Annotated in this window: 17 protein-coding genes; 6 read left to right on the top strand and 11 right to left on the bottom strand. The window is 72.2% G+C overall.

The annotated features are described in order from the left end of the window. Nucleotides 1-82: 82 nt before the first annotated feature. A complete protein-coding gene (locus O7631_RS20305) occupies nucleotides 83-589 on the top strand; it encodes a DinB family protein (RefSeq protein ID WP_278145672.1) in 507 nt (168 codons plus the stop codon). 10 nt (nucleotides 590-599) lie between these two features. Here O7631_RS20305 and O7631_RS20300 read toward each other — a convergent pair whose 3' ends face one another. From O7631_RS20300 to O7631_RS20270, 7 genes are all read right to left on the bottom strand, one after another. Then, nucleotides 600-1,475 (bottom strand): alpha/beta hydrolase, encoded by an 876-nt coding sequence (locus tag O7631_RS20300; RefSeq protein WP_278145671.1) that lies wholly within the window; start codon nucleotides 1,473-1,475, stop codon nucleotides 600-602. A gap of 89 nt (nucleotides 1,476-1,564) precedes the next feature. Then, nucleotides 1,565-2,206, bottom strand: coding sequence for a histidine phosphatase family protein (locus O7631_RS20295; RefSeq protein WP_088989902.1), 642 nt, complete (start codon nucleotides 2,204-2,206; stop codon nucleotides 1,565-1,567). A 33-nt stretch (nucleotides 2,207-2,239) separates the two neighbouring features. Continuing rightward, nucleotides 2,240-3,694, bottom strand: a complete 1,455-nt coding sequence (locus O7631_RS20290; protein ID WP_278145670.1) for a serine/threonine-protein kinase — start codon at nucleotides 3,692-3,694, stop codon at nucleotides 2,240-2,242. Nucleotides 3,695-3,791: 97 nt separating this feature from the next. Next, a complete protein-coding gene (locus O7631_RS20285; RefSeq protein WP_278145669.1) occupies nucleotides 3,792-3,995 on the bottom strand; it encodes a hypothetical protein in 204 nt (67 codons plus the stop codon). A 2-nt stretch (nucleotides 3,996-3,997) separates the two neighbouring features. Further along, a complete protein-coding gene (locus tag O7631_RS20280) occupies nucleotides 3,998-5,041 on the bottom strand; it encodes a LacI family DNA-binding transcriptional regulator (protein ID WP_278145668.1) in 1,044 nt (347 codons plus the stop codon). A 122-nt stretch (nucleotides 5,042-5,163) separates the two neighbouring features. Further along, on the bottom strand, nucleotides 5,164-6,051 hold the full coding sequence (locus O7631_RS20275) for a helix-turn-helix transcriptional regulator (protein ID WP_269678500.1): 888 nt from the start codon (nucleotides 6,049-6,051) through the stop codon (nucleotides 5,164-5,166). 140 nt (nucleotides 6,052-6,191) lie between these two features. Beyond that, nucleotides 6,192-6,431 carry a DUF397 domain-containing protein gene (locus tag O7631_RS20270; RefSeq protein WP_074309213.1) on the bottom strand — a complete coding sequence of 80 codons (240 nt, stop codon included), beginning with the start codon at nucleotides 6,429-6,431 and terminating at the stop codon, nucleotides 6,192-6,194. A gap of 262 nt (nucleotides 6,432-6,693) precedes the next feature. Between O7631_RS20270 and O7631_RS20265 the strand changes: the two genes are divergently transcribed. Next, nucleotides 6,694-7,335, top strand: a complete 642-nt coding sequence (locus O7631_RS20265) for a GGDEF domain-containing protein (RefSeq protein WP_278145667.1) — start codon at nucleotides 6,694-6,696, stop codon at nucleotides 7,333-7,335. Nucleotides 7,336-7,339: 4 nt separating this feature from the next. Here O7631_RS20265 and rox read toward each other — a convergent pair whose 3' ends face one another. Continuing rightward, a complete protein-coding gene (gene rox / locus O7631_RS20260; RefSeq protein ID WP_278145666.1) occupies nucleotides 7,340-8,770 on the bottom strand; it encodes a rifampin monooxygenase in 1,431 nt (476 codons plus the stop codon). A 163-nt stretch (nucleotides 8,771-8,933) separates the two neighbouring features. Continuing rightward, nucleotides 8,934-9,941: a phosphotransferase gene (locus O7631_RS20255; protein ID WP_278145665.1), complete on the bottom strand. Its 1,008-nt coding sequence runs from the start codon at nucleotides 9,939-9,941 to the stop codon at nucleotides 8,934-8,936. A gap of 121 nt (nucleotides 9,942-10,062) precedes the next feature. Between O7631_RS20255 and O7631_RS20250 the strand changes: the two genes are divergently transcribed. Further along, entirely contained in the window at nucleotides 10,063-10,713 is a 651-nt protein-coding gene (locus O7631_RS20250; RefSeq protein ID WP_278145664.1) for an NAD(P)H-dependent oxidoreductase, read from the top strand. 327 nt (nucleotides 10,714-11,040) lie between these two features. Here O7631_RS20250 and O7631_RS20245 read toward each other — a convergent pair whose 3' ends face one another. After that, nucleotides 11,041-11,532, bottom strand: a complete 492-nt coding sequence (locus O7631_RS20245) for a type II toxin-antitoxin system PemK/MazF family toxin (protein ID WP_088989909.1) — start codon at nucleotides 11,530-11,532, stop codon at nucleotides 11,041-11,043. 50 nt (nucleotides 11,533-11,582) lie between these two features. On the opposite strand from O7631_RS20245, the gene O7631_RS20240 reads away from it, so the two are divergent. Both O7631_RS20240 and O7631_RS20235 read left to right on the top strand, forming a co-directional pair. After that, entirely contained in the window at nucleotides 11,583-12,098 is a 516-nt protein-coding gene (locus O7631_RS20240) for an NUDIX domain-containing protein (protein WP_278145663.1), read from the top strand. 26 nt (nucleotides 12,099-12,124) lie between these two features. Further along, nucleotides 12,125-13,357: a hypothetical protein gene (locus O7631_RS20235; protein WP_278145662.1), complete on the top strand. Its 1,233-nt coding sequence runs from the start codon at nucleotides 12,125-12,127 to the stop codon at nucleotides 13,355-13,357. On the opposite strand, the gene O7631_RS20230 is transcribed toward O7631_RS20235, so the two are convergent. Next, entirely contained in the window at nucleotides 13,358-14,122 is a 765-nt protein-coding gene (locus tag O7631_RS20230) for an SDR family oxidoreductase (RefSeq protein ID WP_278145661.1), read from the bottom strand. Between the two features lie 72 nt (nucleotides 14,123-14,194). Between O7631_RS20230 and O7631_RS20225 the strand changes: the two genes are divergently transcribed. After that, nucleotides 14,195-14,833: a helix-turn-helix domain-containing protein gene (locus tag O7631_RS20225; RefSeq protein WP_278145660.1), complete on the top strand. Its 639-nt coding sequence runs from the start codon at nucleotides 14,195-14,197 to the stop codon at nucleotides 14,831-14,833. Nucleotides 14,834-14,843: the final 10 nt, after the last annotated feature.

The following is a 14,843-nucleotide window of genomic DNA, read 5'->3' as shown; positions in this document are numbered from 1 at the left end:
TTGATGCAATAGCAAGTTGCCGGGTCGGGTTGCTGAGCGGTTGGTGTTTGCCAGCCGACGATGACCTTGGAATGCTTCGCGGATGACTTCCTTGCCGGGGACCTTCGCACCCGACGTCATCGCCCTGCCGGAGCAGGCGCAGTTCGAGGCGTTCATCGACGAGCACCGCAGGGCACTCAACGGCTGCCTGGACGGGTTGACCGAGGAGCAGGCACGCCGATCGTTGGTGCCGTCCCGGACCACGCTGCTGGGCCTGGTGAAGCACGCCGCCTTCGTGGAGAAGGTCTGGTTCGACGAAGCCGTCACGTGCCGCTCACGCGCCGAGATCGGCATCCCACCCACGCCGGGCGACTCGTTCCTCCTCGACGACGACGACACCATCGCCAGCATCCGGCAGGCACACCGGGAGGCGTGCGAAGCGTCCCGCCGCGCCACGGCCGCCCTGGGCCTGGACGACCTCCTGCGCGGCCACCGCAGCGGCCCGCAGCCCCTGCGATGGGTGTACCTGCACGTGCTGCGCGAGCTTGCCCAGCACTGCGGACACGCGGAGATCCTGCGGGAGCAGATCCTGAGCGAGCAGCGCGGGTGACCCAGGCCGGTCAGCCGGCGTCCAACACCTCCCGCAACCGGGCCGCGAACTCCTGCGGCTTGCCCGCGTAGCCGTGCTCTCCCCCCAGGAAGCCGCCGTGGTGACTGGGGAACACCACGGCCTGCTGGCCGAGCAGGGCCGCCAGGCCGTGGGCGGTCCGCGCGGTGTACGTCCCGGCCGACTCCTCCCCCACCGCGACCACGATCCGGGTGGGCGCCGCGGCGAGCCGGCTCGCGTCGGGGCGGTAGTCGGTGATCGCCCACGAGTTCTTCGACAGCAGCGGGTCGTCGCGGTTGCCGTCGTCCTCGGTGGACAGCCCGAACATCGCCGGGTCGGGGGTGGGCTGAGCGAAGTAGGCGTCGGTGAACTCGCCCTGCCACGAGGTCATCGCGATGAACGCGGCCATCCCGGCGCCGGCCCCCTTCGCCTGGTACGCGTCGTAGAACCCGGCCCGGGCGCGCTCGGCGGCGTCGGCGTCGGGGAGCACGGCGTTGATCGGGGGTTCGTGCGCCACCAACGTCACGACGTCTCCGGGGTACGCGGCGACGAGTTCGAGTGCCGTCACCGCGCCGCCGCTGCTGGCGAACAGATCGACCGGGCCGGCACCGAGCGCCTCGATCAGCAGGTGCAGGTCGGCCGCCTGCTGCTGCGGCGTGTGGTCGATCCGGCCGTCCGTGCGGACGCTGCGGCCGAGGCCACGCGGGTCGTAGGTGACGACGGTACGGTCGGTGAAGAGCGGCGCGAGCGAGGAGAAGCCCTCCGCCGCCATCGGCTGGCCGATCATCAGCAGCACGGGGCGTCCGCCGGCCGGGGGCAGCGGGCCTCGGACGTCGTAGACCAGGTCGACGCCGGGTACGGCGAGGGTGTGCGTCTGCGTTGTCGTCATCCGGTGAGACTACGACCGGCGGGAGCAGGTGGACGACCACGCCGTGCCGGCGACGCCAACCGGACGGCCGTCGGTCGTCGACGAACGGGTCACGCCCGGGCCCACCCGCCGGAGTCGGCGAAACGACGGAGCGTCCAGCGGGCCGGCGGCCAACCGCCCGGGTCGTGGTCGGTCGTCCACTCGGTGATCGACGCCGGGGGCACGTCCAGGTCGAAGGCCCGGAAGACCGGCTGCGCGGCGAGCGCGTGGAACGCGCCCTCGACGGTCTCGCTGTGACCGACCAGGATCACCGTGGAACCCCGGTGCCGGTGCGCGATCTCCATGATCGCTCGGCTGACACGGACCACCAGTTCGGCCCAGCTCTCGTTGCCCTCCTCGAACGGCCGGAACACACCCCCGCCGGCCACCGCGTGTTCGGTGCGGAAGCGTGCGGTCGGAAGGCCGTCGGCGTACGGGGGTGTGTGCCAGGTGCACAGGCCACAGTCGGCCACCGGCCGGACGCCGAACGCGGTGGCGATCGGTTGCGCCGTCTCGACAGCCCTCCGCAGCACGGACGAGTAGACCGCCACGGGCCGGTCGGCGGCGACCTCGCCGGTGAGCCGCTTGGCGAGATCGTTCGCCTGCTCGTGACCGAGGGCGGTGAGGCCCCGGCATCCACGTGGTCCGCCCACGATTCCCTCGAGCTGGTGCAGCGACTCACCGTGTCGCACGAAGATCAGACGTGTCCGCATCGGGACATCATGCCAGCGGTATAGACGCAGGTATCAGTCGTCCGTACGGCCGGTGAAGATGCTGCTGGTCCGCGCGAGCAGATCGTCCAGCTGGACGCCCGTCCGCGCTGGTAGCCGGTCGCGCTCCACCAAGTCGGCGATGTGTTCCCGCAGCTCGGCGACGCGCTTGGTCCGGTCCCTGGTGTGGCGGTTCAGGTCGGCGAGTTCGTCGCGGAGGTCTTCGGCGGTCTTGCGGTCGATGTCACCGCGGGCCAACGCGCCGGCGAGGATGCTGGCGAACTCGCCCGTCACCTCGCGGAAGCTGACCGGCACCTGCTGCCCACCGGTCGGGGGCGCGGTGGTGGCCGATGGTGACGGCGAGGGTGGCGGCTTCGGCGTCGGCGACTGCGTCGTGGGTCTGGGCGCCGGCGCGGAGGCCGAGGGTGCACCGGCGACGTCGCCGGGGTCGGGTGTGCCCGAGCTGCCGAACTGGCCCTGGGTGAGCAGGGCGCCGAGGCCGACGAGCACGGCCAGGCCGGCTGCGACCAACACGGCGAGGGGTCGGCGCGATCGGCGGCGGGCCGACACGGCGGGCACCGGGGCGGGACGGACAGCCGAGCGGTCGATCAGGGTTGGCGGATGGGCTGTCGGCCTGACGCGCAGCATCTCGGTGGGCGGCTCGACCGGCTGGCCCGCACCGAAGCGACGGGCCAGGTGCGCGGCGCTCGGCCGGTCAGCCGGATTGGCCGCCAGGCAGGCGACGGTCAGCTCGGCGACGTCGGCGGGGAGGCCGGGCACCCGCAGTGGCGGCACCGGAGTGCCGCGCCGGTGCACCTCCAGGGCGTCCTCCCAGCTCTGTACGGGCAGGGGGGCCTGGCCGGTGAGGGTCCGGTAGAGCAGCGCGCCGAGGGCGTACACGTCGCTGGCCGGGTCGGGCGGGCCAGCTCTCAACCGCTCCGGGGCGAAGTAGGCGGGTGTGCCCATCAGCGGTTCGCCGGACTGGCTATCGAGCCCGCCGAGCGCGGCGATGCCGAAGTCGAGCACCTTGGCCCCGGTGTCGGTGAGCATCACGTTGCCGGGCTTGACGTCGCGGTGCACGACGCCGATGCGGTGCGCGGCGGCCAGCGCGGCGGCGATCTGCCCCGCCACCCGTACCGCCTCCGGCCAGGGCATCGGGCCGTTGCGTAGCCGGTCGGCCAGGTTGTGCCCCTCGACCAGTTCCATCACCAGGTACGGGACCACAGCGCCGCTGGCCAGGGTCGCCTCGGCGTAGTCGTACACCTGGGTCACGTGTGGGTGGGTCAGCCGGGCGGCCGCGCGGGCCTCGCGCTGGATGGTGGCCCGCAGGTGCGGGTCGGTGGCGAACTGCCCGGCGAGGACCTTGATCGCGACCGGTCGGCCGAGGACGTCGTCGTCGGCCCGCCACACCTCGGACATGCCGCCGAGACCGATCCGCTCGTGCAGGACGTAGCGGTCGTGGAGACGGAGAGTGGGCGTGAAAGGCGACATGGCTTCACCATTCTGCCTGGTCGAGCCCTCCTCGACCACCCTCCGTGCCCGAGCCCACACTGTTCGTCCGGTGCGTGCCCGAATGAGTGCGAAGGGGTCAGGAGCAGCGCGGGGTGGCCGGCAGCGGTCGCGGCTGGATGCGGTCGGCGAGCCGACGCAGGGCGATGGCGGCAGCCTGCCGAGTCGGGTCGAGTGGAGCCCGGCGGACCCGCTCGACCTGGACCGGGGCGTCCGGTCGGGCCGAGTTGACGTGTCGGTTCATCGCGTCGAGGGCAGTGATGTATCCGGTGGGAAGTTCCATGGTCAACTCCTCGGGACAGGTCCGGTGGAGTCCCGGACGATGAGTGCGGTGGGCAGCAACACGTGACCGTCCGCCGTCTTTGCGGGCGGGTCGAGCAGCAGTTCGGCGGCGATGCGGCCCTTCTCCTCGGCCGGCTGCCGGACGGTGGTGAGGCCGGCCGCGGCGGCCTCGGGAACGTCGTCGAAACCGGTCACCGAGACGGGTGGGCGGTAACCGGCCGGCCGGGCGGCCAGGGCGTCCAGCACACCGAGTGCGAGGACGTCGGAGCCGGCCAGCACGGCGGTCGGGGGGTCGGGTCGGTCGAACAGTCCGGCGACGGCCGCGGCGGCGGCTTGGCGACTGTTGCCCGGAGCGTTGACCAGGGTCAGCGCGCCCCAGTCGATGCCGACCTCGGCGAACGCGTCGGCGAAGCCGGTGAGCCGGCCCCGGGTGGTGGGGTGCGGAACCTGCTCCACCCCGGCCACTGTGAGCGGGCCGGCCGGGGCGTCCGGCAGCACCGAGTCGGCGAGCAGCGCCACGCGGCGGTGACCGAGGCCCGCCACGTGCGCGGCGGCGCCGTACGCGGCGGCCCGTTCGTCGATGCCGACGTACCGCTCGTCGGGGCCGGCGTCGTCGCGGGCGGCCGTGCTGACGAACGGCAGCCCGCGTGCGCGGATCACGTCCAACGCCCACTCCTCGTCGGCGACGCAGTAGACGCAGAACCCGTCCACGGCGGCGTTCTCGACCGCCCGCCGGGCGTCGGTGACCGCCGTGGGCAGCGGCACCAGCAACATGCTGGTGCTGTGCCGCTCGGCCGCCTCGCCGACCCCGGCGAGGAAGCGGACGGCGAACGGGTCGGTGAAGGCGTACGACAGCTGCGAGGTGAACAGCACGCCGATCGACCCGACGAAGCCGCGGCGCAGGGAACGCGCGGTCGGGTTGGGACCGGGGTAGCCGAGTTGGCGTGCGGCGTCCAGGATTCGCCCGCGCAGGCTGGCGGAGAGCTGGTCGGGGCGGCTGTAGGCGTTGGACACGGTGCTGCGGGAGACGCCGACGGCGTCGGCCACGGCTTGCAGTGTTGGCTTCACCGGCACCTCTCTGTATCGATTCAGTCTGTATCGATTCAGAGACTAGCCCGACTCGTTGGCGTCGGTCAATACCACGCGTTTCGGAGTCGCCCGTGCCGCGATCAGGCCGGGTAGAGGTCGTCCAACAGGCGGCCGAGAATGTCCGGGGTACGCTCCGGCGGCTCGGCCTCGACGCAGAGCCGCTCCATGGCCACCGCGTAGTAATCCAGGTCATCGCGCTTGTCGAGGTAGAGGGCGCTGGTGAGCTGCTCGATGTAGACGATGTCGGGCAACTCCTGGTCGCCGAAGCGCAGGATCGTGAAGGCGCCCCCGGCGGCGGCGTGGCCGCCGGCGGCGAACGGGATGACCTGGAGCCGGATGTTGGGCGACTTGGTCGCCTCGATGAGTGCGGTCAGCTGGCCGCGCATGACGGCGGGGCCGCCGATCGGACGCCGCAGGGCGGCCTCGTCCACCACGGCCCAGAGCTGCGGCGGATTGTCCCGGTGGAGCAACTGCTGCCGCTGCATGCGCAGGGCGACCCGTCGGTCGATCTCGGCCGGATCGGCCGCGCCGTGCCCGAGCAGCACTACCGCCCGGGCATAGTCCCCGGTCTGCAACAGGCCGGGCACGAACTGCACCTCGTAGCTCCGGATCAACGCCGCAGCGGCCTCCAGCCCCAGGTACGACTGGAACCAGGTCGGCAGCACGTCACCGTAGCGGTGCCACCAGCCGGGGCTGTTGGCGTCCCGGGCGAGTTTCAGCAGCGCCTCGCGCTCGTGCTCCTCGGTGACCCCGTAGAGGGTCAACAGGTCGGAGACGTCGCGCTCCTTGAAGCCGACCCGACCCAGCTCCATCCGGCTGATCTTCGATTCGGAGGAACGGATCTCCCAGCCAGCACCCTCGCGGGTCACCCCACTGGTCTCCCGCAGCCGACGCAACTGGGCGCCGAGCAGCATGCGCAGCACGGTCGGCCCGGTTGTCGGGCCACCCTCGGCGGGAACCATCGTCACGTGCGGACCTCCGGACACCGACCCACGCGGCCGGGTACCTGGCCCGGCCGACGTGTAAGCATGCCATGGACCGACAGTGAGGTGAACTCCTCCGCGCCGGTGATTCAGTCCCGTCGCCGGGACGACCCCACCCGGGACGGTCAGTTGATCAGATGGTCGAAGTCCCCGTCCCGCGCGCCGAGAACGAAGGCCGCGATCTCGTCCACTGTGTAGATCAGCGCCGGCCCCTCCGGGTGCCGCGAGTTGCGAACCGCGATGCCCGCTCCCCCGGGCAGTTCGGCGAGTTCGACGCAGTTGCCGCTGGGGTTGCTTCGGCGGCTCTTCTGCCAGCTCAGTGGAGGCAACTGATGGATCGGTACGCCATTGGGTGGCTGCTGCATGGAGGCGTCTTTCTGCTCACGAGCCCGCCGGTGGCCGTGGGAGGAGCGGTGACGGCGAGGGGTGCGGTATCGACATCGGACGGTTCTGCACGTGCATCTGCTATTGCATATGCACCGGACGGCGAGCATGATAACGCACATGATCGGTGTGCATCCGTTCACGTTGAGTTACCCCACAGGGGCAACCAGCAGGTAAAACTGGCCCGATGCGGCGCACCGCGTCGGACGAAGGGGTAGGGCGGTCGCGGCGATGGGAGGGTTCGTGCCGGATCCGATGAGTGTCGCCTCCGGCATCTGCGCGGCCGGCGCGCTTCTCTCTTCCTGGCAACTACGCCGCCGGGCGGTGCGCGCCGAGGCCGAGATCGAGCACCTTCAGGCCGAGCTCGCCGCCGAACGCCACGCCGCCAGCCACGACGCCCTCACCGGGCTGCCCAACCGACGCGCCTTCTACCGCCTGGCTGCCGCCCTGCTCACCGACGCGGCCGGCCAGCCGTTGATCGCCGTGGTGCTGGATCTCGACGACTTCAAGCAGATCAACGACCGGTACGGGCACGCCGCCGGCGACCAGGTGCTGATCAGTGTGGCCGAACGTCTCGCCGGCTTCGCCGGGGACAATCTCGTCGCCCGCCTCGGTGGGGACGAGTTCGCCGGGTTGCTCGCCAGCCCGACCGTCGACCGGCGTTGGATCGAGTACTCCACCCGCCGTCTCGCCGAGACCGTCGCCGCGCCGATCCGACTGAGCGGGTGCAGCGTCCGGGTCACCGCCTCCGTCGGGCTCGCCCCGGTGACCGGCCCGGCCCAGCTCACCGAGGCGCTCAGCCGCGCCGACGCCGCCATGTACCAGGCGAAGAGCCTCGGCGGCGCCCGCTCACCCCGGCAACTGGTCGACAGCACCGAGCGCTGACGGGTCACCCGACGGGCGCACCGAACCACCTGGGCAACAGGCCGAGCAGGTCCGTCTGATCGTCGCCCACCCACGCCACGTGGCCGTCCGGCCGCAGCAGCACGGCGGGCACGTCCAGCTCGTCGCTGACGTCGACGACGTGGTCGACCCGATCCGCCCACCCGTCGACGGAGAGCCGGCCGGTCTGGTCGAGCAGCAGACCTCGGCCACCACGCATCAGCTCGTAGAGGCGACCGTTGTGCTTCAGTCGTACGTCGCGCAGGTGCCGACCGAGCAGCTCGTGGCCCGTACCGAGGTCGTACCGGACCCCGATCGCGGTGATCTTCTCGATCAGGAAGCGGTTGACCTCCTCGAAGTCCAGCAGCTCCGACAACAGGTGGCGCACCGCCCGGGGCCCCGGCTCCGGCGACAGCAGCACCATCTGCGCACGGGTGTTGGTCAGTACGTCGGCCGCCACCGGGTGCCGCTCGGCGTGGTAGCTGTCCAACAGCCCTTCCGGCGCCCAGCCGTTCACCGCGGCGGCCAGCTTCCAGCCGAGGTTGAACGCGTCCTGGATGCCCAGGTTGAGCCCCTGCCCACCGGTCGGTGGGTGGATGTGCGCGGCGTCGCCGGCCAGGAACACGCGGCCGGTCCGGTAGCGCTCGGCCAGCCGGGTGGCGTCGCCGAAGCGGGACAGCCAGCGTGGTGAGTGGACGCCGAAGTCGGTGCCCGCGTACACCCGGAGTTGCTCTTTGAACTCCTCGATGGTGGGCGGGACGGACCGGTCCTCGGCCACCCCCTCGGCGGGGACGAGGACGCGGTAGACCCCGTCGCCGAGCGGTCCGAGACCGAAGCGCAGGTGGGTCTTGCGGACCTCGGCCACCACGTCGGCCACCGCCTGCGGTGCCATGCCCACCTCCATCTCGCCGAGCAGTGACTCGACCTCGCTGGGCTCACCGGGAAAGCCGACGCCGAGCAGTTTGCGGACGGTGCTGCGACCGCCGTCGCAGCCGACGAGGTACCGCGATCGCACCCGCGTGCCGTCGGCGAGTTCCACAGTCACCCCGTGCTCGTCCTGGCTGAGGCCGGTCAGTTCGCAGCCGCGCCGGATCTCGACGCCGACCTCGCCGGCGTGCTCGGCCAGCAGCCGGTCGGTGGTGGTCTGCGGAATGCCGAGGACGTAGGCGTGTGCGGTGTCCAGTCCGCCCGGCGACGGTTTGGGAATGGCGGCGAAGAAGCCACCGACCGGGTGCTGCTGGCCGAGCGCGAGGAACCGCTCCAGCAGACCGCGCTGGTCCATCACCTCGATGCTGCGCGCGTGCAGGCCGAGCGAGCGGACGAACGGGGTCGGCTCGCTGTCCTTCTCCACCACGAGCACCTGCACGTCGTGCAGCCGCAGCTCGGCGGCCAGCATCAGGCCGGTCGGTCCGCCGCCGGCAATGATCACATCAATCATGGAATCCCCCGATTTTCCCAGGTTTGGGCTTCGGCAGGAGATTCTGCAGCACACCCCGGGTCTTGCGGCAAGACCCGGGGTGCGATATACGTTGGAGGTGGCAAGGAGTGCGTGACCTCCTTGCCCTTCGTGTTTTCCGGCCCCGGACGGACGCGGTCCCCGCTCAGCTCCGCCGGTCGAGGTCGCGCAACGCGACGTCGGCGAGAGTGACCAGACCGACCTCGGACACCAACCCCCGCACGATCCGCGCCGCCCGAGCACGGTCGGTCGCCTCGGCGTCCGGATCCAACGCCTGCCAAGTCCAGTCGGACAGGTCGTCCAGCGCGCGGACCGCGAGGAACCAGGCCAGACGGGCCCTGTCGATGTCGACCGGGCCGTACCCGTCGAGGGCGGCCTCCTGCTGGGCGGCGCTGACCGGGGCGAACGCGAGCACCCCGCCGACGACGAACATCAGGTCACACTCGGGCGGCGCGAGCACCGCGTCGTCCCAGTCGATCAACCAGACCTGCCCGTCCGCGCCGAGCAGCAGATTTCCCAGGTGCGGGTCACCGTGGCAGACCACGTCCGGGCCGAGGCGGGCCCGCCGGTCGACGGCGAGACGTTCGACGTCCCTGACCAGAGCGTCCACGCGGTCGGCCACCGCGGACCACTCCCGGGCCAGTTCCGCGGCGAGCGGACCGGCCGGGTCGCGCAGCCGCTCGGCCATCGCGCGGGTCGAGGCCACGATCGAGGGGTACGCCGCGCCGCCCGCCGGCAACAGTCGCCGCAACTCCCCGGTCACCGGCACCGCGTGTACGGCCGCCAGCACCTCGCCGTACGCGCGCCAGTGCGCGTCGGTCATCGGGCCGTCGAGGGCCCGCTGGTCGGAGACCCACGGCACCACCGAGAGGCGACACCCGTCGTGGTCGACGGCCAGCCCACCGTCCCGGGTCCGCAGCGGCGCGGCGATCCCCGGCACCCCCTGATCGGCCAGGTACGCCGTGACGACCAGACCGGCGGCGGTGCCACCACCGCTCAGTTTGACCGCGTAGCGCCCACCGTCGAGGGTTCTGGCCAGCCACAGGCGGGCGTGCTGGTCCGCGCCGTGGGTCACCAGCTCCAGCGCGGAGATGGTCAGGCCGAAGCTTGCCCGGACCTGCTCGGCAACCCGCCGCGGGACGTCCTCGATCATGGGGTCACCATGCCACCGACCGGCAGACCCGCCCAGCGCATTAATCGTGCGGAGGTGTCCCGGGACGGCCTCCGGGTATGGCGAGGCAGTAATCATCACCCGACGGGCGAAGGGAATCGACGTGGCGAGCATCCGCGCCCTCGTACTCAATTGCACCCTCAAGCCGTCACCCGCGCCGTCCAGCGCCGAGCAGCTCGGCCGGGAGGTGCTCGGCGAGTTGGCCGCGCAGGGCGTGGAGGGCGAACTGATCCGGGTCGTCGACCACGACGTGCGCTTCGGGGTGTCCACCGACGAGGGCGACGGCGACGGTTGGCCGACGATCCGCGCCAAGCTGCTGGCGGCCCAGGTGCTCGTCATCGCCACGCCGATCTGGCTCGGGCAGCCGTCGAGCGTCTGCAAGATGGTCCTCGAACGGCTCGACGCCGAACTCTCCGAGACCGACGACGAGGGCCGGCTCCTGACCTACGGCAAGGTGGCCGGTGTGGCCGTCGTCGGCAACGAGGACGGCGCGCACCACACGATCGGCCAGGTGCAGCAGGCGCTCAACGAGGTCGGGTTCACCCTCGCGGCCGCCGCCGCCACCTACTGGGTCGGCGAGGCTTTGCACACTGTGGACTACCGCGACGCCGGCCCGAAGCCGGACACCACCGGCCGCACCACCAAGGCACTGGCGCTCAACAGCGCACACCTCGCCCGACTGCTCAGCGAGCAGCCGTACCCGCCGCCGGACGCGCGCAGCGCCGCCGTCGGCCCGAGTCGCGGATCGGCCTGACCGACCGCAGCCGCTGCCCGGCCTGACCCCGTGGCACCTATTTGTTGCCCTGTAGAGCTGCCCCATCGGTGGGGCAGCGCTGTGCTCAGCCCGGCGCCCGGCAAACGCCGGCCCCGCCTGCCCTCGGCCCCACCCCCGGCCTCGCCCTACCCCGGCCTGCCCTGCCCCGCCCTACCCCGGCCTGCCCTGCCCCGCCCTACCCCGTCCTGCCCTGCCCCGCGGCTGCCCACATCTGGGGCAGCTCTACAGGGCGCACGGGCCATCCCTTGCTCCCCGACCGGTGCGCGGATCAGCTGCCAACCGCTTCGCCAGCGGCCGGCGTGCGGGTCAGCGCCAGCCGTAGCCGGCGCGTAGCGCCTGCCCGACCCGGTCGAACCGAGGCCGGTCCAGTACGGCGCCCTCGCGGCGGATGCTGTCCTCGCGCATGGTGAGCACCCGGTCCAACCGAACCCAGCTCGGCCGGTTGTCCCGGTCCCACTCGCCCGGCCCGAGCGCGAACCAGTGCCGCTGCCCGTCGCGCTCACTCTGACTGGACAGCATCAGCCCGAACAGCGTCCGGCTGTGCCGACCGACGACCAGCACCGGCCGGTCCTTGCCCTGCCGGGGGTCGTCCTCGTACGGCACCCACGTCCAGACGATCTCGCCCGGGTCGGCCTGCCCGTCGCGCTCCGGGGCGTAGGTCAGCTCCCGGCGCTGCAACGCGCTCACCTGACGGCGGCGGGCCACCTGGGCGGGGGCGGGCCCGCTACGTCGGGGCGACGGAATCACCGCGCCCACCCGGGAGATGCGAGCCGCGACATTCCTCAACAGACCAGCCACGGCGGGCAGCCTACCCGCCGCCCGAGCGGCCGGTGCGAGAGACTGGCCCGATGAACGAGGTGCCCCGCGACCTGCCGATCCTGGAACGACGCGCGGTGCGGGTGGTGGTCACGGACAGCACCGACCGGGTGTTGCTGTTCCACACCCGCGATCCCGACCATCCCCGGCTGGGCACCTGGTGGGAACTGCCAGGTGGTGGCATGGATCCCGGGGAGACCTATCGCGACACCGCCGTACGGGAGCTGCGCGAGGAGACCGGCATCGTGGTCGCCGCCGACCAGGTCGGTTCGCCGACCTGGCGTCGCCGGGCGACTTTCCTGCACCGTCAGGTGCGGCACGTGCAGGACGAGGTCGTCGTCACCGTACGGCTGGCGGGCCCCGGTCCCGACGTGGACGAGACACACCGGCTCGACTACGAGCGGGAGGACTACTTCGGGTTCCGCTGGTGGCCGCTGCACGAGGTGGTCGCCAGCACGCAGCGGTTCTATCCCGGGCACCTTCCCCGGTTGATCACGTCATTCCTCGACGGCGAGGAGATCGACGAGCCGTTCGAGTTGTGGTCGTGAGCCGGGCCGGCGGGCAGAGTGGGGGCATGACGACCGATCTGCACGGGCCGCTGTCCGCGTACGCCGCACGGTTGCACACCACGGCGGGCGACGCGCACCACGTCGCCTCTCCGCTCGGCGCCTGGCTCCTGCTCGCGGTCTGCGCCGCGGCTGCCACCGACGACGACCCGGCCGCCGAGGATCTGGCCCGCGCTCTGGGCACCGACCTGGCCGGTGCCGCCGAGGCTGCCCGCGCGCTGCTGGATTCGCCGCACCCGCTGGTCAGGTCCGCCACCGCGCTCTGGCAACGGTCGGGACGGAGCGACGTCGGGGCGGGCGGGTGGCGGGCCGCGCTGCCCCGCAGCACCGAGGTCGGCGTACTGCCCGATCAGGCCGGCCTGGACGCGTGGGCGCGCGCGCACACCGACGGTCTCATCGAGATGTTTCCGTTGACTGTCGGCCCGGACGTGGTCTTCGCCCTGGCCAGCGCGCTGGCCACCCGGGTGTCCTGGGCGGCCCCGTTCGACGTGGCCGACGCCCGCGAGCTCGGTGCCGGCAGCCCGTGGGCGGGACAGCTTCGGCGGGCGCTGCGCAGCCCGAGCCACGGCCACCGGTGCGCCATCGTGTCGACCACGCGTGCTGGTGACGTGATCGTGCACGCCGCCCCGGCCCAGACGACCGACGGAGCGGGGCTGGTGGTCCTCTCGGTGGCCGCCGCGCCGCAGGTGTCGCCGGCCGAGGTGCTGGCCGTCGCGTACGACCTCAGTGCCGGCGCGGCCGACGGCGCGCCACCGGCCGGCGCTCGCTCGCTGTTCGACCTGCCCCTCGGTAACGCTCCGCTCTGGACGGTGCGCGAGGAGCGGGTGCGGACAATGGCCTGCGGCGGACGAGAGGAGCGGCACCACGCCGTACTCCCCTGCTGGTCGGCCCGTAGCGAGCACGACCTGGCCGCTGCGACGCTCGGCTTCCCGGCCGCGACCGCGACGCTGGCGAAGGCGCTGGCCACCCCCGTGGAAGGCTTCGAGGCGCGGCAGTCGGCGGTGGCCCGCTTCGACAGGTACGGCTTCGAGGCGGCGGCGGTGACCGGCATGTTCGCGCGGACCAGCCTGCCGCCCGAGGGCGTCGCACGCACGGCCGAGCTGCGCTTCGGCCACCCGTACGCGGTGGTGGCCGTCGCCACCGACAGCCGGGCCGGCGGTGGCACCGGGCCGTGGCACGGGCTGCCGGTCTTCTCCGCCTGGATCGCCGAGCCCGAGGAGTTGCGCGCCGCCGATCGGTGATCAGAACCGCGGGCCGAGGAACAGGCCGCCGCTCGCGTCGATGACCTGGCCGGTGATCCAGCGGGCGGCGTCGGAGGCGAGGAAGGCGACCACCTCGGCGACGTCGTCGGGTGCTCCCAACCGGTTCAGGGCTGTCGTCGCGGCGATGAGGTCGGCCAGGCCCGGCGCTTCGAAGGCCGGACCGTTGGTCGCCGTGCGGGTGGCGCCGGGGGCGACCGCGTTGACGGTGATCCCCCGGACCCCGACCTGGTTGGCCAGGGTCATGCTCATCGTCTCGACCGCGCCCTTCGTCATGGCGAAGGACGTCTGCGTGGTGTTGGCCATCCGGGTCGCCACCGACGAGATCGTGATGACGCGGCCACCGTCGCGCAGCAGGGGCAGCGCCCGCTGGCAGATGAAGTACGGCGCTCGCACGTTCACCGCGAAGAGGTGGTCGAACTGCGCCCGCGTCGTGACGCCGAGCGGGCCGGCCGGTGCGGTGGCCGCGTTGTTGACGAGGATGTCGAGTGCACGCCCGGCCAGGGCGGTCTCCACTGCCGCGAAGAGGGTCTCCACGTCGTCGTCCACGCCCAGCTCCGCGCGCACGGCGAGTGCCGTTCCACCGGTGCGCTCGATGTCGCCGATCGTGGCCATCGCACCGTCCTCGTCGGTGCCGAAGTGGACGAGGACCATCGCGCCGCTCGCCGCCAGGCGAACCGCGATCGCCTGTCCGATGCCGCGGGACGCGCCCGTCACCAGAGCCGTCCTACCGGTCAGATCGCCCACGTCGACCACCCTCACGAATACGTTAGTCGCTACCAATCTGGTAGTGACTACCACTGAGGTAGTGTCTATCACATGCCCGATCAGCAGTCGACCCTGCGCGCTCACCGCCGAGCCGAGACGCAACGCGCGATCCAGGCGCACGCGGTGCGGCTGTTCACCGAACGCGGGTACGACGCCACCACGGTGAACGACGTCGCCGAGGCCGCTGGCGTGTCCCCCATGACCGTCTACCGGCACTTCCCCACGAAGGAAGACCTGGTCCTGATCGACCAGCACGGCCGACTCGTCGCCGACCGGATCACCGCGTCACCCGCCACCCAACCGCTGGTCCGCCGCATCGGCGGCGCGCTGATCGAATCGACCACGGCTCTGACCGGCGGCCCCGGTGGAGGCGAGCTCTCCACGAGCGGGCAGTTCCTGCTCGCCCGGCTCCGGCTGATGATCTCGACGCCGGCCCTGCGGGCCAAGCACCTGGACAACACGTACGCGCTCCAGCAGGCCATCGTCACCGCGCTCGGGGACGACACCACCGATCCCGACGCCGCATTCCACGCCCACGCGGCGGCGAGCGCCTGCCTGGCCGCCATGCACACTGCACTCGTGCGGTGGGCCGAGGACGACGGACGAAGCGAGCTGCCCGACCTGATCGCGAAGGCCCTCACCGCCGCCTTCGGCGACGACGCCCTCACCGACCGGCCAGACACGCGCTGAGCCGCCGGCC

It is taken from the genome of Micromonospora sp. WMMD967 (assembly GCF_029626165.1).
Classification (GTDB): domain Bacteria; phylum Actinomycetota; class Actinomycetes; order Mycobacteriales; family Micromonosporaceae; genus Micromonospora; species Micromonospora taraxaci.
The sequence above is the reverse complement of the archived record's forward strand: the minus strand, read 5'-3'. Positions and strand labels throughout refer to the sequence as shown.